The organism is Arthrobacter sp. 05N429, assembly GCF_056397045.1.
Genome location: NZ_JBFTMQ010000001.1, coordinates 71242 through 91769 on the forward strand (window position 1 = coordinate 71242; position 20528 = coordinate 91769).

The 20528-nt window shown below is 67.1% G+C and carries 21 protein-coding genes; 14 read left to right on the top strand and 7 right to left on the bottom strand.

Annotation, left to right across the window (positions count from 1 at the left end):
- Positions 1–23 precede the first annotated feature (23 nt).
- Entirely contained in the window at positions 24–1454 is a 1431-nt protein-coding gene (locus AC1DF4_RS00345) for a TrkH family potassium uptake protein (RefSeq protein ID WP_476911037.1), read from the bottom strand.
- 103 nt (positions 1455–1557) lie between these two features.
- Here AC1DF4_RS00345 and AC1DF4_RS00350 point away from each other — a divergent pair, with 103 nt between their 5' ends.
- Complete coding sequence (locus AC1DF4_RS00350) at positions 1558–2781, top strand: acetoin utilization protein AcuC (protein ID WP_476911038.1); 1224 nt, start codon at positions 1558–1560, stop codon at positions 2779–2781.
- 13 nt (positions 2782–2794) lie between these two features.
- On the opposite strand, the gene AC1DF4_RS00355 is transcribed toward AC1DF4_RS00350, so the two are convergent.
- Positions 2795–3304 (bottom strand): hypothetical protein, encoded by a 510-nt coding sequence (locus AC1DF4_RS00355; protein WP_476911039.1) that lies wholly within the window; start codon positions 3302–3304, stop codon positions 2795–2797.
- Between the two features lie 161 nt (positions 3305–3465).
- Between AC1DF4_RS00355 and AC1DF4_RS00360 the strand changes: the two genes are divergently transcribed.
- Both AC1DF4_RS00360 and gdhA read left to right on the top strand, forming a co-directional pair.
- Complete coding sequence (locus AC1DF4_RS00360; RefSeq protein WP_476911040.1) at positions 3466–4038, top strand: ArsR/SmtB family transcription factor; 573 nt, start codon at positions 3466–3468, stop codon at positions 4036–4038.
- Between the two features lie 151 nt (positions 4039–4189).
- Positions 4190–5527, top strand: coding sequence for an NADP-specific glutamate dehydrogenase (gene gdhA, locus AC1DF4_RS00365; RefSeq protein ID WP_476911041.1), 1338 nt, complete (start codon positions 4190–4192; stop codon positions 5525–5527).
- Positions 5528–5633: 106 nt separating this feature from the next.
- On the opposite strand, the gene AC1DF4_RS00370 is transcribed toward gdhA, so the two are convergent.
- Positions 5634–6962 carry an alpha-hydroxy acid oxidase gene (locus AC1DF4_RS00370; protein ID WP_476911042.1) on the bottom strand — a complete coding sequence of 443 codons (1329 nt, stop codon included), beginning with the start codon at positions 6960–6962 and terminating at the stop codon, positions 5634–5636.
- A gap of 121 nt (positions 6963–7083) precedes the next feature.
- On the opposite strand from AC1DF4_RS00370, the gene AC1DF4_RS00375 reads away from it, so the two are divergent.
- The 4 genes from AC1DF4_RS00375 to AC1DF4_RS00390 all read left to right on the top strand — a co-directional run bounded on the left by AC1DF4_RS00375 (position 7084) and on the right by AC1DF4_RS00390 (position 9872).
- Positions 7084–7773, top strand: coding sequence for a FadR/GntR family transcriptional regulator (locus tag AC1DF4_RS00375; protein ID WP_476911043.1), 690 nt, complete (start codon positions 7084–7086; stop codon positions 7771–7773).
- Between the two features lie 284 nt (positions 7774–8057).
- Entirely contained in the window at positions 8058–9170 is a 1113-nt protein-coding gene (locus tag AC1DF4_RS00380) for a 3-deoxy-7-phosphoheptulonate synthase (RefSeq protein ID WP_476911044.1), read from the top strand.
- A gap of 189 nt (positions 9171–9359) precedes the next feature.
- On the top strand, positions 9360–9572 hold the full coding sequence (locus AC1DF4_RS00385) for a helix-turn-helix domain-containing protein (RefSeq protein ID WP_024365616.1): 213 nt from the start codon (positions 9360–9362) through the stop codon (positions 9570–9572).
- 201 nt (positions 9573–9773) lie between these two features.
- Positions 9774–9872, top strand: coding sequence for a 30S ribosomal protein bS22 (locus AC1DF4_RS00390; protein WP_003792170.1), 99 nt, complete (start codon positions 9774–9776; stop codon positions 9870–9872).
- Between the two features lie 420 nt (positions 9873–10292).
- Here AC1DF4_RS00390 and AC1DF4_RS00395 read toward each other — a convergent pair whose 3' ends face one another.
- Positions 10293–11111 carry an HAD family hydrolase gene (locus tag AC1DF4_RS00395; RefSeq protein ID WP_476911045.1) on the bottom strand — a complete coding sequence of 273 codons (819 nt, stop codon included), beginning with the start codon at positions 11109–11111 and terminating at the stop codon, positions 10293–10295.
- 112 nt (positions 11112–11223) lie between these two features.
- Here AC1DF4_RS00395 and AC1DF4_RS00400 point away from each other — a divergent pair, with 112 nt between their 5' ends.
- Both AC1DF4_RS00400 and AC1DF4_RS00405 read left to right on the top strand, forming a co-directional pair.
- The gene (locus AC1DF4_RS00400) at positions 11224–11484 is read left to right on the top strand and encodes a glutaredoxin family protein (protein ID WP_476911046.1); all 261 of its coding nucleotides are present in this window, start codon (positions 11224–11226) and stop codon (positions 11482–11484) included.
- Positions 11485–11574: 90 nt separating this feature from the next.
- A complete protein-coding gene (locus AC1DF4_RS00405) occupies positions 11575–12270 on the top strand; it encodes a redox-sensing transcriptional repressor Rex (protein WP_476911047.1) in 696 nt (231 codons plus the stop codon).
- A 51-nt stretch (positions 12271–12321) separates the two neighbouring features.
- Here the strand turns inward: AC1DF4_RS00405 and AC1DF4_RS00410 are convergent, their stop codons facing one another.
- The 3 genes from AC1DF4_RS00410 to AC1DF4_RS00420 all read right to left on the bottom strand — a co-directional run bounded on the left by AC1DF4_RS00410 (position 12322) and on the right by AC1DF4_RS00420 (position 14914).
- The gene (locus AC1DF4_RS00410) at positions 12322–13137 is read right to left on the bottom strand and encodes a hypothetical protein (protein WP_476911048.1); all 816 of its coding nucleotides are present in this window, start codon (positions 13135–13137) and stop codon (positions 12322–12324) included.
- 213 nt (positions 13138–13350) lie between these two features.
- Positions 13351–14118 carry a hypothetical protein gene (locus AC1DF4_RS00415; protein WP_476911049.1) on the bottom strand — a complete coding sequence of 256 codons (768 nt, stop codon included), beginning with the start codon at positions 14116–14118 and terminating at the stop codon, positions 13351–13353.
- Between the two features lie 247 nt (positions 14119–14365).
- Positions 14366–14914 (bottom strand): YceI family protein, encoded by a 549-nt coding sequence (locus tag AC1DF4_RS00420; protein ID WP_476911050.1) that lies wholly within the window; start codon positions 14912–14914, stop codon positions 14366–14368.
- A gap of 210 nt (positions 14915–15124) precedes the next feature.
- Between AC1DF4_RS00420 and AC1DF4_RS00425 the strand changes: the two genes are divergently transcribed.
- The 5 genes from AC1DF4_RS00425 to ccsB all read left to right on the top strand — a co-directional run bounded on the left by AC1DF4_RS00425 (position 15125) and on the right by ccsB (position 20182).
- Positions 15125–15790, top strand: coding sequence for a histidine phosphatase family protein (locus AC1DF4_RS00425; protein ID WP_476911051.1), 666 nt, complete (start codon positions 15125–15127; stop codon positions 15788–15790).
- 2 nt (positions 15791–15792) lie between these two features.
- Positions 15793–16413: a TlpA family protein disulfide reductase gene (locus AC1DF4_RS00430; RefSeq protein ID WP_476911052.1), complete on the top strand. Its 621-nt coding sequence runs from the start codon at positions 15793–15795 to the stop codon at positions 16411–16413.
- 12 nt (positions 16414–16425) lie between these two features.
- Positions 16426–17181 (top strand): cytochrome c biogenesis CcdA family protein, encoded by a 756-nt coding sequence (locus AC1DF4_RS00435; RefSeq protein ID WP_476911053.1) that lies wholly within the window; start codon positions 16426–16428, stop codon positions 17179–17181.
- 206 nt (positions 17182–17387) lie between these two features.
- On the top strand, positions 17388–19076 hold the full coding sequence (resB, locus tag AC1DF4_RS00440) for a cytochrome c biogenesis protein ResB (RefSeq protein WP_476911607.1): 1689 nt from the start codon (positions 17388–17390) through the stop codon (positions 19074–19076).
- On the top strand, positions 19076–20182 hold the full coding sequence (gene ccsB / locus AC1DF4_RS00445; RefSeq protein ID WP_476911054.1) for a c-type cytochrome biogenesis protein CcsB: 1107 nt from the start codon (positions 19076–19078) through the stop codon (positions 20180–20182). The genes resB and ccsB overlap by 1 nt, the downstream gene beginning before the upstream one ends.
- Positions 20183–20528: the final 346 nt, after the last annotated feature.

The following is a 20528-nucleotide window of genomic DNA, read 5'->3' on the forward strand; positions in this document are numbered from 1 at the left end:
GGCGGTTGACGGCGCCTGAGGAACTAGCCAATGATGGGTCTCTCTTCCGGGTAGTGGTACAGCTGGCTGCGCTGGCGCAGGGCCAGGGCGGCGGCGAGGGTGACGGTGCCGACGCGCCCGGCGAACATCAGGGCGCTCAGGACGTAAACGCCCGACGGCGGCAGCTCGGCACTCAGGTTCGTGCTGAGGCCGACCGTGGCGAAAGCGGAAATCGTTTCAAACAGCACCCGGTCCAGGGACGCACCGCTGATGTGGAGCAGGAGCATGGCCGACACTGCGACGAGTGTGGCGCCGGCGACGATGACCGAGATGGCCACCCGCATGGTGCCCTCGGGGATGGTGCGGCCGTAGACCTTCACATCGGAGTCGCCGCGGGCCTCGGCCGCGATCGCCAGGAACATCACCGCGATGGTGGTGACCTTGATGCCGCCCGCCGTCGACGCCGAACCGCCGCCGGCGAACATCAGGGCATCGGTCAGGAGCATCGTGGTGGATTCCATATGGTTCTGGTCCACGAGGTTGAAGCCGCCGGAGCGGGTCATCACGGACGCGAAAAGTGAATGAGTGACCTTGTCCGCCACCGTCATATCGCCGATGGTCCGCAGGTTGTCCCATTCCATCAGCCCCCACAGCACGGTCCCGCCGACGAGCAGGATCAGCGAGACCTGGATGGTCAGCTTGGTGTGCAGGTTCCACTTCTTCCAGTTCAAACCGTTCTGCTGCAGCACCATCACCACCGGGAACCCCAGGCTGCCCAGGAAGACGCCCAGCATCAGCGGGACCAGGATCCACAAGTCGGTCTCGTACGGGACGATGCCGTCCGAGTGCGGCGTGAAGCCGGCGTTGTTGAACGAGGAAATCGAGTAGAACACACCATGCCAGACAGCTTGGCCGAAGCTTTCGCCCAGCAGCAGGAACCGGGGGATCAGCGCCAGCGCCAGCGCGGCCTCGATGACCACGGACGTCACAATGACGATCCGCAGCAGGGTGCCCACCTCGCCAAGGCGGCCGGCGTTCATGGCCTCCTGGGCGATCAGCTTGCCGCGCACACCCAGCTTCTTGCTCACCATGAGGGCCAGCAGCGAGGCCAGCGTCAGGGTGCCCAGGCCGCCCACGAAGACGCCGACCAGGATGACGAGCTGGCCGAAGAAGGACCAGTGCACGGCCGTGGACACCACGGTCAGGCCCGTGACGCAGACCGCCGACACCGCGGTGAACAGGGACTGGTATAGCGGGGTGAACTCACCCGCGGCTGAGGACACCGGCAGGGACAACAAGGCGGTGAACACCAGGATCACCACGCCGAACGCGGTCAGTGCCAGCCGGGCAGGGGAGGTGTTGGCGATGTTGTCGATGAAGTCGCGAAGGCGTGTAAAAATCCACAGGCCCTCCCGCTCCGGAATGCCGGGGTGCCAGCTGGCCGGGCTCTTGGACCTCGACTGGCTTTGCGTCATGTGTGACATTTCCTTGCTAGAAACTGTTTCCTTCAGTAGTAAACCACTAAACCCCGCGCAATGACTGGGGAGCGGGCTCCCGCGCTCGGGTAGCCTGTGATTGATGACATACCTGCCGGGGCTCACACAGGCCGCACTGCCGACGACGGTTGTGTGGGACCCTGCCATGACCGCCTATAACTTTGGCCACGGCCACCCGATGGCCCCGGAGCGGATGGAACTCACCGCCAGGCTGGCGGGAAGCCTCGGCCTGCTGGATCTGGACCACGTTACGGTCTCGGCCCCGGACGTCGCCAGCGACGCGGAGCTGTGCACGGTCCACAGCCCGGACTTCGTCGCCGCCGTGCGGCGGGTGAGCGCGGATCCCGGGACCCCGGACCTGGAACGCGGGCTCGGTACCGAGGATGACCCGGCTTTCGCCGGCATGCACGAGGCCAGTGCCCGGCTGGCCGGCGGCTCCCTCCTGGCCGCCGCCGCCATCCTGGACGGCACCGCCGTCCGGGCGGTGAACTTCGGCGGGGGCATGCACCACGCGGCCCGCGAACGCGCGAGCGGTTTCTGCATTTACAACGACGCGGCCCTCGCCATCCAGCGGCTGCTCGACGGCGGTGTGCAGCGCGTGGGGTACATCGACATTGACGCCCATCACGGCGACGGAACCCAGAGCATCTTCTGGGACGATCCGCGCGTGCTGACGATTTCCCTGCACGAGACGGGGCTGACCCTGTTCCCGGGCACTGGGTACGCCAACGAGATCGGCGGGCCCAACGCGCAGGGCAGCGCCGTGAACGTGGCCCTGCCGGCTGGGACCGGGGACGGCGGCTGGCTCCGGGCCTTCCACGCCGTCGTGCCGCAGCTCGTGGGGGCATTCGAGCCGGAGGTCATCGTGAGCCAGCACGGCTGCGACTCCCACCGGCTGGATCCGCTGACGCACCTCAACATCAGCGTCGACGGCCAGCGGGAGGCCGCCACTGCCATCGGCAACCTCGCTGCCCGGTACTGCGACAACCGCTGGATCTCCACGGGCGGCGGCGGCTACAACGTCGTCACTGTGGTGCCGAGGTCATGGAGCCACCTGATCGCGATCGCCGCCGGGCGCCCTGTCCCGCTCCGCACACCGGTCCCGGAGGACTGGCGCAGCTATGTGAAGGACACCTACGGGTCAAAATACGGAGTGGACGCACCGGAAATGATGGGCGACGACGTCGACCTTTGGTGGCGATCCTGGGAAGTCGGCTTCGATCCGAACGACGAAGTGGACCGGACAGTGATGGCCACCCGCAAGGAAGTCTTTCCGCTCTACGGACTGGACCCCTGGTTCGACTAGCCGGCTGTTGCGGTTAACCCGCGGCGGAAGGTTCGGGGCTGGGTTTCTCGGTCTGGAACACCACCCCGGCGGCGCCGATGATCCAGCCCAGCAGCGAGAGCGAGAACGCCCCGATCAGGTCGGAAGAGGCGGTGCCCTTCACCAGCCACACGCCGAGCACCAGCAGCCCGATCGCGAGGTACACCATCAGCGCCGTGATGACCCGGCCGGAGAGCTTCGTGGTGATCCCTCCGGCGTCGAAGACACCGGCCTGGGCCTTCCCCGCGGCCTCCCCGCTGCTTTGCTCCTCCCGGCGCACTTCGGCGATGGTGAAACCGAGGGCGGAGGCGGTCAGCGAACTCAGCGAGGTGGACAGCGCCCCGGCGGCGCAGACGACGGCGCCGTTCAGCTGGGGCGGGGTGCCCGGTATCTCCGGGACGAACACCCAGACCTGAATCAGGACGTTGCCCCAGACGATCACGAACAGGGCCAGGAACACGGCAGCGATGATGTTGAACAGCTGTTTCCGGAAGAAGTCCCCCATGGCGTCCACTCCTCTGGGTCGGTGGGCTGCGGCCTCACCTGCCGGGCAGGCGGTGTGTCCGTTCTAGCACCGCCCCTGGTGCGGGGCAATGCCCGGCGGGTACCGTCGGCGGCGGCAATTGGTGGATGCCATCCGGCGTATATGTCGCTAGTGTGGAGGGCATGGTGACAGACGACGTATTTGCCGTCATTGCTGAGGCAACCCGGCGTGACATTCTGGTGTCCCTCCGCAAGGGGGACAAAGCGGTGGGGGAGCTGGTCCAGGAGCTCGAGGCCAGCCAGCCCACCATTTCCAAGCATCTCAAGGTACTCCGCGAAGCGGACCTGGTGAGCATGCGCGCCCAGGGCCAGAAGCGCTACTACACGCTCAATCCCAAGCCGCTGGCCGGGATCGCCAGCTGGCTGGAGACATTCGGCGTCGGCGCTTCCGCCCCGGCGCCGGCACCGGCGATGTCAGCTGCGCCGTCACCGGCCCGGACGCCGGACCACCGGCTCCAGACCGTCCCGGACACCCTGGCCGAGGCCGCCACCTCCGCGCCCGCCCCGGCCTCACAGCCTGCCGCGGCGCTCGCCGGACGGGCCGCGGGCAGCCCGCTGAGTCCCGCCGTCGTTCTCCCGGTCGGCACGGCAGGCGAGGACAAAATGCCCCAGCAGATCGGCCGTACTGTCGGCCGGGCCGCCACCAAGGCCGCCGACCTCCTGGCCAACCTGCCGAAGTTCGGCCGCAAGAAGTAGCCCTTCCCGTTTGTGCTCCCCATCACCCCGTTCCTGTCACACGGGGCAATTAGCGGCGCCCGAATGGATATCGGTTCCGGCGCGGTGCAACCATGGAAAGGCTTGTTTTGTCGCGCCCGACGAGGGGCGCTGAAAAGTTTGAGGAGTTGCAATGGACGCACGGCTTGAAGCCATCAGGGACACGGTGCTGGCACGGAATCCCGGCGAAGGGGAGTTCCACCAGGCCGTCACCGAGGTCTTCGAAAGCCTCGGCCCGGTGCACGACCGGCACCCGGAGTTCCTTGAAGGCGCCGTCCTCGAGCGGCTCTGCGAGCCCGAACGGCAGATCATCTTCCGGGTCCCGTGGGTCGACGACGCCGGCCGCTTCCAGATCAACCGCGGCTTCCGGGTGGAGTTCAACTCGGCCCTGGGGCCCTTCAAGGGCGGGCTGCGGTTCCACCCGTCGGTGAACCTGGGCATCGTGAAGTTCCTCGGCTTCGAGCAGATCTTCAAGAATGCCCTGACCGGCATGCCGATCGGCGGCGGCAAGGGCGGCTCCGACTTCGACCCCCGCGGGCGTTCGGACGCCGAGATCATGCGCTTCTGCCAGTCCTTCATGACCGAGCTGTACCGCCACATCGGCGAGTACACGGACGTCCCGGCCGGGGACATCGGCGTCGGCGGCCGAGAAATCGGCTACCTCTTCGGGCAGTACAAGCGGATCACCAACCGCTACGAATCCGGCGTCCTCACCGGCAAAGGCATCTCCTGGGGCGGCTCACTGGTGCGCCCCGAGGCCACCGGGTACGGCACCGTGATCTTTGCCGAGGAAATGCTCAAGACCCGCGGCCTCTCCTTCGACGGGCAGCGCGTGGTGGTCTCCGGCTCCGGCAACGTCGCGATCAACGCGATTGCCAAGGCCCAGACCCTCGGCGCCACGGTCGTGGCCTGCTCCGATTCCTCCGGCTACATCGTGGATGAGGCCGGGATCGACGTCGCTCTGCTGCGTCAGATCAAGGAGGTCGAGCGCGGACGGCTCAAGGACTACGAAGCCCGGCGTTCCGCCGTCACGTACGTCGACGGCGGCTCCGTCTGGGACCTCGACGCGACCGTCGCGCTGCCGTGCGCCACGCAGAACGAGCTCGACGGCGCCGCCGCCGCCCGGCTGGTCCGCAACGGGCTGCTGGCCGTGGGGGAGGGCGCCAACATGCCCTCGACCCGTGACGCCGTCGCGGTCTTCCAGGAAGCGGGCATCCTGTTCGGCCCGGGCAAGGCCGCCAACGCGGGAGGCGTGGCAACGTCCGCGCTGGAAATGCAGCAGAACGCCAGCCGCGACTCCTGGTCCTTCGCGCACACCGAGGAACGGCTCACGGAGATCATGGTTGGAATCCACGACCGCTGCGCAGCCACCGCCGAAGAGTACGGGGACCCCGGGAACTACGTGCTGGGCGCGAACATCGGCGGCTTCGTGAAGGTGGCCGACGCGATGCTCGCCCAGGGGCTCATCTAGGAGTTCCCGCGCCCCAGCGCCCGCCGAGTTGGCAGTTCGCGGCAATGTCGTCGACTGACATTGCCGCGAACTGCGCACTCGCGGAACCGGGAGCTGCGATCCGTGGCTACCTCTTGAGGATCCGCACGTGGTCCGGCGTCAGCTCGGAGATCCGGCTGACGCCCAGCAGGGCCATGGTGCGGAGCATGTCCTTTTCCAGGATCTCGATAGCCCGGTCCACGCCGGCCCTTCCACCGGCCATCAGCCCGTAGAGGTATGCGCGGCCAATCAGCGTGAAGTCGGCGCCCAGGGCCAGCGCGGCGATGATGTCCGCGCCGCTCATGATGCCGGTGTCCAGGATGACCGCCGCGTCGCTGTTGTCCGCCTTGAGCGCCGCCGAGACGTCCGGGAGCAGGTGGAACGGGATCGGGGCCCGGTCCAGTTGGCGGCCGCCATGGTTGGAGAGCACAACGCCGTCGGCGCCGTGGTCCACCACCCGGCGGGCGTCCTCCACGGTCTGGATGCCCTTGACCACAAGCTTGCCCTTCCAGGTTTCACGCAGCCAGTCGAGGTCATCGAACGTCAGGGTGGGGTCGAACATCGAGTTGATCAGGTCTGCGACGGTTCCCGTGTAGCGGGAAAGCGACGCGAAGGTCAGCGGCTCGTGGGTGAGGAAGTTGAACCACCACGCCGGCCGGTAGGAGGCGTCCAGCACGGTCTTGACCGTCAGCGCCGGGGGGATGGTCATGCCGTTCCGGACGTCGCGCAGCCGGGCGCCGGCGACGGCGGTGTCCACCGTGACCATGAGGGTGTCGTTGCCGGCCTTGGCCGCGCGTTCGATCAGCTCCAACGAACGGTCGCGGTCCGTCCACAGGTACAGCTGGAACCAGTTCCGGCCGTCCGGTGCGGCGGCGGCCACGTCCTCGATGGAGGCCGTGCCCATGGTGGAGAGCGTGTACGGGATCCCGGCGGCCGCGGCTGCCTGGGACCCTGCGTATTCACCCTCGGACTGCATCATCCGCGTGAAGCCGGTGGGTGCGATGCCGACCGGGAGCCGCGACGGCTTGCCAAGGATCTCGGTGCCCAGGTCCACGCGGGACACATCGCGCAGGATGCCGGGACGGAACTCGATGTCCAGGAATGCCTCGCGGGCCCGGCGGAGCGTGATTTCGGCCTCGGCGGCGCCGTCGGTGTAGTCGAACGGGGCCTGCGGCGTGCGGCGCTTCGCCATGTCCCGGAGGTCCCAGATGGTGCTGGCGCGCCGCAGCCTGGCGGCGCGGCTGAACTCCGGCTTCTTGAACTGCATCAGCGGGGCCAGGTCCGAGTACTTGGGGACGCGGCGCTTGAGGGCGGCCGGAACGCTTCCCGGGGTGGCTGCGGCGGAGGGGTGGCCCGCGCCGGTATCGTCCGCTTGGGTGGGCGCCTCGGGGTTGCCGGGTTCTATCGTCTGAGTCATTGCTGCCTCCGGGCAGGTCTCGTGTTACTGGTGTCGAGTCCCCCAGAGGACAAAGCCGCCGGGAGTGTGGTCCAACCACAGTCTAGGCATGTGGTCCAACCACATCAAGTAGGATGAACCCATGCGTACCCACCAGCTCGTCTTGCAGTGGATCGAGGGCCAGTTCTCCAGCGGTCAGCTCACCCTGGGCGGCCGGCTTCCGGCCGAGCGCTCGCTCGCCGAGCAGCTTCAGGTCTCCCGCACGTCCGTCCGCGAAGCCATCCGCGTCCTGGAGGCCATGGGTGTACTCCGGGCCGGGGTGGGGTCGGGTCCAGATGCGGGGACCGTTGTCATCGCCGACCCGGCTGCGGCGCTGGGCTCAGCGCTCCGGCTGCACGTGGCCACCTCGCACCTGCCCGTCAAGGACATCGTGGAGACGCGCGTACTGCTGGAGTCCTGGGCCGCTTCCCGGGCCCGCCCGGAATCGCCCGCGCTGGCCGAGGCGGCCCGGCTGCTGGAGCAGATGGACAATTGCGCGGAGACGGAGGCGTTCCTGGCGCTGGACGTCCGCTTCCACCTGGCCCTGGCGGATGCAGCGGGCAACGCCGTGGTCAGCGCCATGATGGGCTCCCTGCGCGAAGCCATCCAGGACTATGCCGGCCGGCTCACCAGAAACCTCCCGGACTGGGACGCCACTGCTGCGCGGCTCCGTGCGGAACATCGGGGCATCCTGGCGGCCATCACCAGGCACGACGGCGGCCACGCGGCCCAGCTGGTGGCGGACCACATCCAGGGCTTCTACGCCGAGGCCGGGCTGGGTTCGGGGGACTGATTCGCTGCCTGATGTGCAGGCTGATCCTGCACCTGACCAGCCGGCCGGGGCCTCAATGTTACGTGCCGGATTTTGCTGTCATGACAACCGCCGGGCTATGGTCGGGGCATGACTAACCGTTGGTATGCGTATTTTTCGTTGGCTCTGGAGGGGCCCGCGTCTAGCTGACACGCATCCAACCTTCCTTCAGAGCCAACAGGGCAGAGATCATTCTCTGCCCTTCGCCATTTCCCGGCGGGTTCTGATCTGGGCCCGCTCCGCACACCGGAACAGGACCCCCAAACATGAGCATCGAAGCAGCCCCCGAATCCCAGCTGTCCACCTCCAACCTGCGCGTCAGCGAGTTCACCCCGCTGCCGACCCCGCAGGATATGGTCGCAGAGTTGCCGTTGGATGCCCGCCTGGCCGAGGTCGTCGCGAGGGGCCGGGACGAGGTCCGCGCGGTCATGGACGGGGTCGATGACCGCGTGCTGGTCATTGTGGGTCCCTGCTCCATCCACGATCCCAAGGCCGGCCTGGAGTACGCCCGCCGGCTGGTCAGCCAGGCCGAAAAGCACAAGGAAGACCTGCTGATCGTGATGCGGGCGTACTTCGAGAAGCCGCGCACCACGGTGGGCTGGAAAGGCCTGATCAACGATCCCCGGCTCGACGGCAGCCACGACATCGCAGCCGGGCTGCGCGCCGCACGCCGGTTCCTGCAGCAAGTCACGGCCCTCGGGCTGCCCGCGGGCACCGAGTTCCTGGAACCGATCAGCCCGCAGTACATGGCGGACCTTGTCTCCTGGGGCGCCATCGGTGCCCGCACCACCGAAAGCCAGATCCACCGCCAGCTGGCGTCGGGACTGTCAATGCCGATCGGGTTCAAGAACGGGACGGACGGCGACCTGCAGGTCGCGCTGGACGCGTGCAGCGCCGCCGGGGCGGCCCAGGCGTTCCTCGGCATCGACGGCGACGGCAGGGCCGCACTGGTTTCCACCGCAGGCAACCCGGACACGCACATCATCCTCCGCGGCGGACGCAAGGGCCCCAACTACTCCTCAGCCGATGTTGCGGCCACGACGGCCAAGCTGGCCGACAAGCAGCTCAACCCGCGGCTGATCGTGGATGCGAGCCACGCCAACAGCGGCAAGAACCACCACCGGCAGGCGGAAGTCGCCCTCGAAATCGGCTCACAGCTGGAGGGCGGCAGCGCCTCGGCGGGGGCCATCGCCGGCGTCATGCTGGAGAGTTTCCTGGTTGGCGGGGCGCAGAATCTGGATGTCGCCGAGCACGCCGCCGGTACGGACGCGCTGGTCTACGGCCAGAGCGTGACCGACGCCTGCATGGACTGGGACGTCACGGCTTCGGTCCTGGCTCAGCTTGCGGCCTCCGCGCGCATCCGCCGGAGTCGTGTCTAGGAGGCCGGGCGGGGGGAGGTAGTGCCAGAAAAAACTGTGACCGGACCCGGAGATTCCCGTGCAGCTCTTTCACATTGGCACCATCAGCCCCTAGAGTATCTAACACATGGTTGTTTGATGGCTCAGCATCGGCACACCGCCATGTCGTTTAGATGGGGCTGCCGTTCGCTTGAGTAAAGGAATAGGGAAATGTCTTCGGAGGCTAACTTCTCCAACGCACGCTTCTTGACCGTGGCCGAAGTCGCGGATGTGATGCGCGTGTCCAAAATGACCGTGTACAGGCTTGTTCATTCCGGTGAGATGCCGGCCGTCCGTTTCGGGCGCTCCTACCGGGTGCCGGAAACCGCCGTCGAACAGTACCTCAAGGGTGCTGTCGTCGACGGGCACACGGAAACAGCCTGAGTCTTCCGCGTCTTCTGCGGCCGGAATGAGGACCTGCAGGCGCCCCGGGGTGCCTGCGGTCGTGGTGTGCCCCCGATAGGCGGTACCCTGTTAAGGAACGTTTTACGTCATTGTAAGAACCTGTCAGTTGTACAGTCTGCTGCTTAGCCCGCGGACCCTTTCCAACAGGCAGGTACTGCATCTAGCCGGTAAGGAACTTTCGTGGGTTCAGTTATTAAGAAGCGTCGCAAGCGTATGGCCAAGAAGAAGCACCGCAAGCTGCTTCGCAAGACGCGCCACCAGCGTCGCAATAAGAAGTAGAAATACTTCACATCATGTGAATGCCCGTTGCCTTTCCGGCAGCGGGCATTTTCTTTGGTCTTTCGCCCCTGATCCGTCTGGCCGACGCGGCTTCAGCTGTGCGACACGGTTGCAGGTCGCCGACGCGCAGTGGAATGACAGACCTGGGGTGGCATCGGCGCTGCGGTTTCGGGCAGGCGACGCGGTTGTAGACCCACGCTGCGCGGATCCGCGCAGCGTCCGTCCGAAAGCACAGCCCTGAGCCGGAAGCGCAGCGGAAGTGGTGGGGCGGAGGTTCAGGTCAGCCCTGAGCGGGGCATTGGCAGCCGGCGCGGGTTGGCATCGGCGCTGCGGTTTCGGGCAGGCGACGCGGTTGAGCCGGAAGCGTAGCGCTGAGCCGGAAGCGCAGCGGGGAGCGGTCCGGCAGCGGCGCCGGAAGAGTCAGACCGTGGGGCCCCGGAAGCGGGAGAACCCCCGCCAGAGGCCGTAGATAGCCCCTCCGGCGGTGGCAGCTTTGAGCCCCAGGGTGGCCGCGCGCCGTCCGGAGCGGAAGTCGTAGACCGGCCAGTTGTGTTCGCGGGCGTGGCGGCGGAGCCGGGAGTCGGGGTTGATGGCCACGGGGTGCCCCACCATGCTCAGGAGCGGGATGTCGTTGTGCGAATCGCTGTACGCCCAGCACCGGGCCAGGTCCAGGCCCTCGGCCTCGGCGATCGCGCTGACGGCCACCGCTTTTGCGGGGCCGTGCAGGATGTCGCCGACCAGCCGGCCGGTGTAGGAGCCGTCTCGGATTTCGCCCACCGTGCCGAGGGCGCCGGTGAGGCCCAGCCGGGTGGAGATCACCGTGGCCACCTCGATCGGAGTCGCCGTCACGAGCCAGACCTTGCGTCCCACCCGGAGGTGCTGTTCGGCCAGGGCCTTGGCCCCGGGCCAGATCCGGGATTCAATCATTTCGTCATAGACTTCTTCGCCGAGCGCCTCGATGTCCTCAACGGTGAATCCGGAGGCTAGGCCCAGGGCGGTGTCGCGGACCGCGTGGACGTCGTCCATGTTTTCCCCGCGCAGCACGAACATCAGCTGTTTCCAGCCGAATCCGGCGGCCTGGGGAATGGTGAACGCCCCGCGCTGATGCATTTTGCGGGCCACATGGAACAGGCTGGCACCCCGCATGAGGGTGTTGTCGACGTCGAAGAACGCGGCTTCGCCGAGCTGCGGTGCTGCAACAGGCTCTGTGGCCACAGCGACGTACTTCTCTTCGGACATGCCACGAGTCTAGTCAACGCCGGGGCCCGCTCCTGCCGCCCGGGCCGCGGCGGCGCTACCGGATGCGTCCGGCGCGTCGACGCGGGACGGGCCGGCGGGCTACCGTGGAGCCATGCCAAAGCCCGACGTCGTCCTCATCACCAAAGCTGACTGCCACCTGTGCTCGGCGGCTCGCGCCGCCGTCGAGCGCGTGACAACAGGCCTGGGGATCGGATGGAGGGAGCAGCCGGTGGATGACGACGCCGAACTGCGGGAACGCTTTGCGGAGGAGATACCTGTGGTGCTGGTGGACGGTGTCCAGCGGGACTTCTGGAAGATCGACGAAGTCCGGCTGGAGCGGACGCTGCGGCGGGTGCTGGACGGGCCGGCCTGAAACGCCGGGGAGCGGCCGGAGAGCTCTGCTTTGTCCGCTGATCGGCGGGGGCTCTAGAGTGGAAGTCACAACGCGACAATGGAGCAGATAGTGACTTCGCTGGATTCATCCCCTGACGCGCTGCCCGGGGGAACAGGGACTGCTTCCAAGCAGATTCCGCCCGCGGCAGTGGCCCGGCTGACCATCTATCTGCGCGCCCTCACCACCCTGCTTTCCGAGGGTGTTGACAGGGTCTCCTCCGAATCCCTGGCCGAGGCCTCGGGCGTCAGTTCCTCCACGCTCCGCAAGGATCTTTCCTATGTCGGCTCCTACGGGACCCGGGGCGTCGGCTACGAAGTGCAGTACCTCAACCGGCATATTGCCGCGGCACTGGGCCTGACGCACGACTGGAAGGTCGCCATCGTCGGTGCCGGCAACCTGGGTAAGGCCCTGGCCCGGTACGGCGGGTTCGAGTCCCGGGGTTTCGATATTGTTGCGATCTTCGATGCGGACCAGCTGGTGGTGGGCAGCGAGGTGGGTTGGCTACGTGTCAGTGATGCCGCGGACCTCGAACCGGTGCTGCAGCGGACCGGCGCCAACATGGTGGTGCTGGCCCTGCCGGCCGCCGTGGCCCAGGGCGTCTGCGACCGTGTGATTGCCGCCGGTGTGCGGAGCATTCTCAGCTTTGCCCCCGTGATGCTGCAGGTGCCGCCCGGGGTCAACCTGCGCAAGGTGGACATGGCCACCGAACTCCAGATCCTCGCCTATCACGCACAGAGGGCGCAGGACCCGGAGGATGCTGACTAGCTTCAGTCAGCCCGTCCGGCTCCCGCGCCCTCCGCGGTGGTGCCTTGCTGTTTAGTACTGTCCGCCCGGCTGCCCGTACGGGTTGGCGAACGGCTGCTGCTTGCTGAAGTAGGGTGACGCTGCCGGCAGGTACAGCATCACGATGCCGGCGATGCCGAGGAGGACTGCCAGCGTGCCGAGGCTCAGCGGGAAAATGCTGAAGATCGACAAGGCGGCGAAGACAGTGCCCAGGATGCGTGCCCAGTTCTTGCCCTTGCGGACGTTCAGGGCGACCAGGGCGTAAAGCCCGGCGCTGATCAAGGCGAACACCAGGATGCTCCCGACGAGGACGCCCCGGATGTCCTCATAGGGAATGTCGGCGCCGCTCGCGGCCATCTGCTGTTCGAACATGTTCCGCATCTCCGGAGAATCCAGGGTGCCGAGGGCCATCAACAGGGAGAGGATCCATACCGCGCCGGACGCGACGATGAGCCAGAACGCCGTGTTGACGCTCTTGGGCATGCCGGCCGCGGTCTTCGGCTGCTCGGACGGGTAGTTGGCGTAGGGGGACTGGCCGTACGCGGGCTGTCCGAACTGCGGAGCCTGCTGCCCGGGCTGGTTGTACTGCGGCTGGTTGTACGGGGGCTGGTTCTGGCCGTACTGGGGAGCCTGCGGGGCGTTCTGGCCATACTGCGGCGCCTGCTGACCGTACTGCGGCGCGGACGGCGCCTGGCCATACTGGGGCGCGGAGGGTGCATTCTGCCCGTACTGCGGGGCGGACGGCGGCTGCTGGCCGGGCTGGGGTGTGTTCTGGCCGTAACGGGGCGCCTGCTGGTCGCCCGGCTCGGGGGCTTCCGGGTTCGACGGCGGGACTGGCGGGATGCTCATGGGCGTTCCTTTGCGTGGCGGTCTTGGTCAGATACCGGAAACAGCTTCCTGCCCTGCCCCCAGCATGGTTAAGTCCACCGTACCGCGGGCCGGTGCCGGTGTGGATCATTCCGGAGAGGTATTCTCGCCGGCGCCCGGGCGGCCGCCGCGGGGTCACGTCAGCGAACAGCTGGAGGCGCCACGGCGTGCGTCGGGACGAAATTCAGAGGCGGTTCAGCTGCGCCCCCGCAGTGAGGCGAACCAGGCCTGCGAGTTGGGCAGCCACATCAGCACGGTCGCCACCAGGCTGATGACGAAGCTCGGCCAGCTCCCGCCGCCCCGGCCCTCAGCGGCGTTGGCGTTGAGGATGGCCAGCAGCAGGGAAATGCCGGCGACGATCGTGAGGGCGAACCGGGCCCACTCGCGGCCCTCCTTCATCTTCATGGCCAGGATGACCTGTGCCGCGGCGAGGGCGAGGGCCACGAGCACCAGCAGGAGCACCACGATTCCCAGGCCAGGAGCCACCGCCAGGAGCACGAACGACCCGAAGAGGCCGATGACTCCGCCCAGCAGGCCCAACAGTCCGCCGATGAGCCAGATCCAATAGGCGACTTTTAGCTCTGTCGGCAGCCACGTGACCGTAAACATGCCGGCGAAGCCCCCGCTGGGCATGGCGTCGTTGAAGTTCCGCGGCCGGTCCGTGGGCAGTTCGAAGCGGAAACCGCCGGACGGCTGGTCCGGCGCCTGATAGGCGGGCGGCGGCTGGTAACCCTGCTCCGGCGGCTGATATCCGGGCGGGGGCTGGTGGCCAGGTGCCTGATAGCCCGGCGGAAGGTTTCCGTCCGGCAGGTTTCCATCCGGAAGGCTTCCGGCCGGCAGGTTCCCGTCCGGCGCCGCCGGAGTGCCCCGAGGCGCGTCGTCGCCGGCGGGAGGAACGCTGCCCGGCTGCGGTGGCCGGACGCCCGGCTGCTGCGGCGGAGGTACCTCATCAGGGTTGCTCATGGCTCTCACTGTAGACCGCGAATGTACCGGCATCTAGGGAATATGGCCGTGTTGCCGGGCATGACGGGACGCCGCCGAGAGGGGCCCGTGCAGACTGCACGGGCCCCTCAGGAGCCGCAGCAGCCCCAACTAACCGCAGCACCCGGGTTAACCGCAACATCCCGCTCCGTCACTGGGACGAAGCGGGGTGCCTGCGGCTGCAAGTCTCAGGGTTCCGGTCCCAAAAGAACCGGCCCAGTGTTGCGGACTAGGCTGCGGGGGCGATGAAGGCCAGTTCCAGGTTGATGGCAACCTTGTCGCTGACCAGCACGCCGCCGGCTTCGAGGACTGCGTTCCAGGTGAGGCCGAAGTCCTTGCGGCTGATCGTGGTCTCGGCGGACAGGCCGGCGCGGGTGTTGCCGAACGGGTCGACGGCAACGCCGTTGAATTCGGTCTCGAGGGCCACCGGGCGGGTAACGCCCTTGATGGTGAGATCGCCCTGGAGTTCGTAGGCGTCACCCTTGGGGACGATGGTGTTGGAGACGAAGGAGATCTCGGGGAACTGCTCGACGTCGAAGAAGTCTTCGCCGCGGACGTGGCCGTCGCGGTTGACATCGCCGGAGTCGAAGCTGGCCGTCTTGATCGTGGCGTTCACCTTGGAGTCGGTGACGTCCTCGGCGAGGTCAAGGGTGGCGGCGGCGTCGGTGAACTGGCCGCGGACCTTGCTGATGCCCGCGTGGCGGACGGTGAAGGCGATCTCGCTGTGCGACGGGTCGAGGGTCCAGGTGCCGGTGGTGACGTTGGCGGGAAGTGCCATGGTGGTTCTCCTTGAGTCGGGTGGGTCGTTCGGTGGTCTGATCGTCAGTTGAAGGATCATTTGTTGAAGTCTCAACTAACTGCTTCACCCAGTATAAACATGCATTTGCATCTTTTATTCCAACTCCGGGGAACATTTCTCAAAACACTTCAGTTCTACTTCTTGTAGAAGATTTCGTCATTGCCCCTGCCCTTTGAGAAACTGGTACACATGCCCCAAGCCACTGTTCATTTGCTCCGCCACGGCGAGGTCTACAATCCCGACGGCGTCCTGTACGGAAGGCTGCCCGAATTCCACCTCTCCGAGCTCGGCCAGGAGATGGCCCGGATGCTCGCGGAGCACTTCAGTGCGAGGGCCGCGCAGGGATCCAAGATCGTCCACCTCGTCGCCTCGCCGCTGACCCGCGCGCAGGAGACGGCGCAGCCCATCTCCGAGGCGCTCAACCTCCAGATCACCACCGAGGCCCGCATCATCGAGGCCGCCAACTACTTCGAAGGGCTCCACGTCGACAAGGCGGAGATCCTCAAGCCGAAGCACTGGCCCATGCTGCGCAACCCGTTCCGGCCGTCCTGGGGAGAGCCCTACAAGGACCAGGCCGCCCGGGTCATGGCCGCCGTTCAGGACGCCCGATTGCGGGCACTCGAACTCGGCGGCGAGGGTGCCGAAGCCATTCTCGTCAGCCACCAGCTGCCCATCTGGGCCACCCGGCTCAGCGCCGAGGGCAAGCCCCTGTGGCACGATCCGCGCAAACGCGAATGCACCCTCACCTCGGTCACCTCCCTGACGTTCGACGGCGCCGGGAACCTTCTGGGCGTCGAGTACAGCGAGCCTGCGGCCGCCCTCCTTCCCGGTGCATCCAGCACCCCCGGAGCCTGAGCATGAGCGCTAACAACGGCAATCCGTCGCCTCTGACCCGCCGCAGCCTCCTGACAGCCGGCGGCGCGGCGCTCGCCGTCGTGCTGGGCCTGTCCGGATGTGCCCAGGAGGATGCGCTGGCCCAGCAGGCCAAGGCCGGCGACAACAAGAACTACGTGGCCGGCGACGGTTCGGTGACGGAATTCGCCGTCGCGGACCGCAAGAGCCCGATTGCCATTAAGGGCACGCTGTTCGATGGCACTGCTGTCACTGCCGAGGCTTTCCAGGGCCAGGTGACCGTGCTCAACTTCTGGTTCGCGGCCTGCGCGCCCTGCCGGGTTGAGGCACCGTCGCTGGAGGCCCTCCACCAGGAGTTCAAGGGCCAGGGCGTGCAGTTCTTCGGCGTCAACCTGCGCGACGAAAAGGCCACGGCGGAGGCGTTCGACAAGACCTTCAACCTGACCTACCCGAGCTTCAACGACAAGGACGGCGCCGTGCTGCTGGCCGTTTCCGGCCTCGTTCCGCCCGGTGCCGTACCCACCACGCTGGTGCTGGACAAACAGGGCCGCGTGGCGTCCCGAGTCCTCGGGGAGATCCAAAAGGGCACCCTGAAGTCCCTCATCGCCGCTGCCGTGGCCGAGTAAGGGCCAGCCACCGTGAACAGCCCCTTCGCCGAAGCCATCCTGAGCGGATCGCTGCTGCTTGCCATCCCGGTTGCACTGCTCGCAGGCTTCGTCTCCTTCCTGTCGCCCTGCGTGCTGCCCCTCGTGCCCGGGTATCTGGGCTACGTCACCGGCCTGACCGGCGTCGACCTCCAGAAGCAGAAGCGCGGCCGCATGCTGGCCGGCATCGGGCTCTTTGTCCTGGGGTTCTCGGTGATCTTTGTGCTGCTTGGCGGCGCGTTCGGGCAGCTGGGGACGCTGATCACCGGCTCGCAGAACGCCTGGATCACCCAGGTCCTTGGCATCCTCGTGATCATCATGGGTGTCGTGTTCATGGGCGGCTTCGGCTGGCTCCAGCGCGATGCCAAGATCCAGTCCAAGCCGCCGGCCGGTCTGTGGGGGGCGCCGCTGCTGGGCATCACCTTCGGCCTGGGCTGGGCGCCCTGCATCGGCCCGACCTATTCCGCGGTCCAGCTGCTGAGCCTCTCCGGCGGGTCGTCGGCGGCCAAGGGCGCGTTCCTGGCGTTTATCTACAGCCTCGGCCTGGGCATCCCGTTCCTGCTGATCGCCCTGGCCGTGCGCCGCGGCATCGGAGTGATGTCCTTCTTCCGCAAACACCGGCTCGCCATCCAGCGCATAGGCGGCGGAATCCTGGTGGGGCTGGGCCTGCTGATGGCCACCGGCGTGTGGGGGACCTGGGTGTCCGAGTTGCAGTACTGGTTCCAAACCGATGTGAAATTGCCGATCTGATGAGCGAGCGAGTGAACGAAGAGAAGAATTTCCCAGCCAACGGCACGAAGCGCACCGGCGCTGAGCCCGACGGCACGCCTGGTGGTGCCACGTCCGATGCCGGTGCCGGTGCCAAGTCCGGCGGTGCCGGCGGCGCCACCGCGTCCGGAGGCGCCAGTCCCGTCGCCGCTGCGAAGGCCGAGGCTGTCCTGCCCGCGCTCGGCCCGATGGGCATGCTCCGCTGGGCCTGGACCCAGCTGACCAGCATGCGCACCGCGTTGTTCCTGCTGCTGATGCTGGCCGTGGCCGCGGTCCCTGGCTCGCTCTTCCCGCAGCGGCCCGCCAACCCCTCGATCGTCACGCAGTACATCAAGGACAACCCGGACTACGGCAAGATCCTCGACTCGCTCCAGCTCTACGATGTGTACTCCTCGGCGTGGTTCTCGGCGATCTACATCCTGCTGTTCATCTCGCTGATCGGATGTGTGGTCCCGCGCGCCATCGCACACTACAAGGCGATGCGTTCCCAGCCCCCGCGGACACCCGCACGGCTGTCCCGGCTGCCCGAATACGGCACACTCGTGATCCCCGCCGACGCCGGGATCCCGGCGTCGCGCGCCATTTCCGACGCCGCGGGGGTGCTGAAGAAGCGCGGTTACCGCGTCGAAGTCCGCGACCGCGACGGCGCCCGGCCGTCGATCGGTGCCGAACGCGGCTTCCTGCGCGAGGTCGGCAACCTGGTCTTCCACACCTCGCTGATCGGCGTGCTTGTGTCCGTCGCAATCGGCGGACTGTTCGGTTACAGCGGGCAGCGGATCCTCGTGGAGGGCGACACCTTCGTCAACACCCTCGTGGGCTATGACCAGTTCACCCCGGGCACCAACTTCCAGAGCAGCCAGCTGCAGCCGTACTCGGTCCAACTGGACAAGTTCCAGATCACTTTCGACCGGGAGTCCCAGGGCAAGAACGGCCAGCCCATTGACTTCAAGGCTGACGTGACCACGAAGGAAACCCCGGATGCGCCTGCCAAGAAGGAGGTGCTGAAGGTCAACGATCCGCTCACCCTCGGCGGCACCAGCATGTACCTCACCGGCAACGGCTACGCCCCGGTGGTCACCATCCGCGACGGCGCCGGAAACGTCGCCATGCAGGGACCGGTCGTGGCCAAGCTGCAGGGCGACAACTACTACTCCTCCGTCGTCATCAAGGTCCCGGATGCCAAGCCGGATCAGCTCGCCTTCGCCGGGTTCTTCCTGCCCACCGCGTTCATTACCGAGGAGGGCGTGTCCTTCAGCGGCGATCCGGAGCTGTTCAATCCGCAGCTGACCCTGAACTCGTACTACGGCGACCTCGGCCTGGACGACGGCGCCCCGCAGAACGTCTTCGAACTCGACGTCAAGAAGCTCACACCGCTCAACGCCCGCAACCTCGACGCCGGGGGCATCACCCTCGCCCCGGGCGCGAGCTACACCCTGCCCGACGGCAAGGGGTCCATCAGCTTCGACGGGGTGAAGCGCTACGTCGGCGTCGACATCCACCACAATCCGGGCCAGCTGTACGCCCTGATCTTCGCGCTCCTGGCGGTGGCCGGCCTGGTCACCTCGCTGTACGTGAACCGCCGCCGCGTCTGGGTCCGGACCGGAACCCATGACGACGGCCGCACCATGGTCGAATACGGTCTCCTGGCCCGCGGCGAGGACCACCGGCTGGCCGGGGAGGCAGCGGCGATCCGCAAGCTGCTCGCGGGTGCCTGGGATCTTGGGGACTCCCAGTCAACTCCCAGCGGGACAGCGGATAATGACCGGGCGGATACCAACCTGCCCGGTGCCGGGGCTTCGCATGTCCCGACGGACCACCCCGCAGCAGACTTCATCCAGTCAACAGCCGGCTCTTCAGAGTCAAAGAAGGATCAGTAATGCTCCCCATCAACGAAACCATGGGCCAGTACAGCGAGTTGTTTATGCTCCTCGCGGCGGGCACCTACACGGTGGCTTTCATCGCCTTCGCGTGGGACCTGGCCAAGAGCAGCAAGACGCTTCGTGCCGTGGACCTGAAGGCCGCCCAGCTGTCGGGCGCCGACGCCGCCCGCGTTCCGGTGGCTGCCGGCGTCGGGTCCTCCTCCGGTGCTGTTGACCGGGCCGACGCGGACGTGTCCGGGCCCGTCGGCCGGGCAGAACGCCCGACGTCGTCCGTTGCCGCTGCCGGGAACACGGACGGGATCGGCCAGACCGCCGACGGCGCCATGCGCTACTCCGCCGCCGAGCGCCGCGTCCCCGCCAGGGTCGCCGTCGCCCTGACCGTCCTGGGTGCCGCCATCCACGCGGCTGGCGTCATCACCAGGGCCATCGGCGCGGGCCGGGTGCCGTGGGGCAACATGTACGAGTTCCTGACCACCGGCGCGTTCGTGGCTGTGGCCGTGTTCCTGCTCGTCCTGGTCCGGCGTGACCTGCGCTTCCTGGGCACGTTCGTGGTGGGCCTGGCGATCATCATGCTGGTTGCTGCCTCGGTGGCGTACTGGACGCCGGTGGGGCACCTCGTTCCCGCGCTGCAGAGCTACTGGCTGATCATCCACGTCTCGATCGCTGTGCTGTCCTCCGCACTGTTCACCCTGACGTTCGCGATGTCTGCGCTGCAGCTGGTCCAGTCGCACCGGCAGAAGACCATCGCGGCCGGCGGCGGCGACAAGCTCGGCTTCATGCGGCTCGTCCCGTCCGCGCTGAGCCTTGAGAACCTCTCCTACCGGATCAATGCCATCGCGTTCGTCGGCTGGACCTTCACACTGATGTTCGGTGCCATCTGGGCCGAGAAAGCCTGGGGCCGCTTCTGGGGCTGGGACACCAAGGAAGTCTGGACGTTCGTGATCTGGGTGGTCTACGCCGGCTACCTGCACGCCCGCGCCACCCGTGGCTGGACCGGAACCCGCGCGGCCTGGCTCTCGATCGTGGGCTACCTCTGCGTGGTCTTCAACTTCACGATCGTGAACCAGTTCTTCAACGGCCTGCACTCCTACTCGGGTCTGTAACCCGCGGTCTCAAGACTCCGCGATCCGCCCAGTTGCCACCAATGGCCGCTAAGCCCCGCGCTTAGCGGCCATTCGCGTCAGGTGGGCGCATGGCGGGTGCGGTGCTGGCCACGACATCGCCCCTTGCCACAAGTGGCCGCTATTCCGCCCCGGTTAGCGGCCATTCGTGTCAGATGGGTGCATGTCTGGTTGGGGTTGGCGCTACCGGGGTCGAGGTTGATCTGTGAACCGGGTGTTCCAGACAGCCCCTGCGACCCGCATTCACTACGCCGATTCGCCACAAATGGCCGCTAAACACCTCGAACATCACCCATTCGCCACAAGTGGGCCATATGCGTCAGATGGG

What these genes read in the sequence shown, in the direction of transcription:
- AC1DF4_RS00345 (WP_476911037.1), bottom strand. Translation starts at nt 1,454, where the DNA reads ATGACGCAAAGCCAGTCGAGGTCCAAGAGCCCGGCCAGCTGGCACCCC.
- AC1DF4_RS00350 (WP_476911038.1), top strand. Translation starts at nt 1,558, where the DNA reads ATGACATACCTGCCGGGGCTCACACAGGCCGCACTGCCGACGACGGTT.
- AC1DF4_RS00355 (WP_476911039.1), bottom strand. Translation starts at nt 3,304, where the DNA reads ATGGGGGACTTCTTCCGGAAACAGCTGTTCAACATCATCGCTGCCGTG.
- AC1DF4_RS00360 (WP_476911040.1), top strand. Translation starts at nt 3,466, where the DNA reads ATGGTGACAGACGACGTATTTGCCGTCATTGCTGAGGCAACCCGGCGT.
- gdhA (WP_476911041.1), top strand. Translation starts at nt 4,190, where the DNA reads ATGGACGCACGGCTTGAAGCCATCAGGGACACGGTGCTGGCACGGAAT.
- AC1DF4_RS00370 (WP_476911042.1), bottom strand. Translation starts at nt 6,962, where the DNA reads ATGACTCAGACGATAGAACCCGGCAACCCCGAGGCGCCCACCCAAGCG.
- AC1DF4_RS00375 (WP_476911043.1), top strand. Translation starts at nt 7,084, where the DNA reads ATGCGTACCCACCAGCTCGTCTTGCAGTGGATCGAGGGCCAGTTCTCC.
- AC1DF4_RS00380 (WP_476911044.1), top strand. Translation starts at nt 8,058, where the DNA reads ATGAGCATCGAAGCAGCCCCCGAATCCCAGCTGTCCACCTCCAACCTG.
- AC1DF4_RS00385 (WP_024365616.1), top strand. Translation starts at nt 9,360, where the DNA reads ATGTCTTCGGAGGCTAACTTCTCCAACGCACGCTTCTTGACCGTGGCC.
- AC1DF4_RS00395 (WP_476911045.1), bottom strand. Translation starts at nt 11,111, where the DNA reads ATGTCCGAAGAGAAGTACGTCGCTGTGGCCACAGAGCCTGTTGCAGCA.
- AC1DF4_RS00400 (WP_476911046.1), top strand. Translation starts at nt 11,224, where the DNA reads ATGCCAAAGCCCGACGTCGTCCTCATCACCAAAGCTGACTGCCACCTG.
- AC1DF4_RS00410 (WP_476911048.1), bottom strand. Translation starts at nt 13,137, where the DNA reads ATGAGCATCCCGCCAGTCCCGCCGTCGAACCCGGAAGCCCCCGAGCCG.
- AC1DF4_RS00415 (WP_476911049.1), bottom strand. Translation starts at nt 14,118, where the DNA reads ATGAGCAACCCTGATGAGGTACCTCCGCCGCAGCAGCCGGGCGTCCGG.
- AC1DF4_RS00420 (WP_476911050.1), bottom strand. Translation starts at nt 14,914, where the DNA reads ATGGCACTTCCCGCCAACGTCACCACCGGCACCTGGACCCTCGACCCG.
- AC1DF4_RS00425 (WP_476911051.1), top strand. Translation starts at nt 15,125, where the DNA reads ATGCCCCAAGCCACTGTTCATTTGCTCCGCCACGGCGAGGTCTACAAT.
- AC1DF4_RS00430 (WP_476911052.1), top strand. Translation starts at nt 15,793, where the DNA reads ATGAGCGCTAACAACGGCAATCCGTCGCCTCTGACCCGCCGCAGCCTC.
- resB (WP_476911607.1), top strand. Translation starts at nt 17,388, where the DNA reads ATGGGCATGCTCCGCTGGGCCTGGACCCAGCTGACCAGCATGCGCACC.
- ccsB (WP_476911054.1), top strand. Translation starts at nt 19,076, where the DNA reads ATGCTCCCCATCAACGAAACCATGGGCCAGTACAGCGAGTTGTTTATG.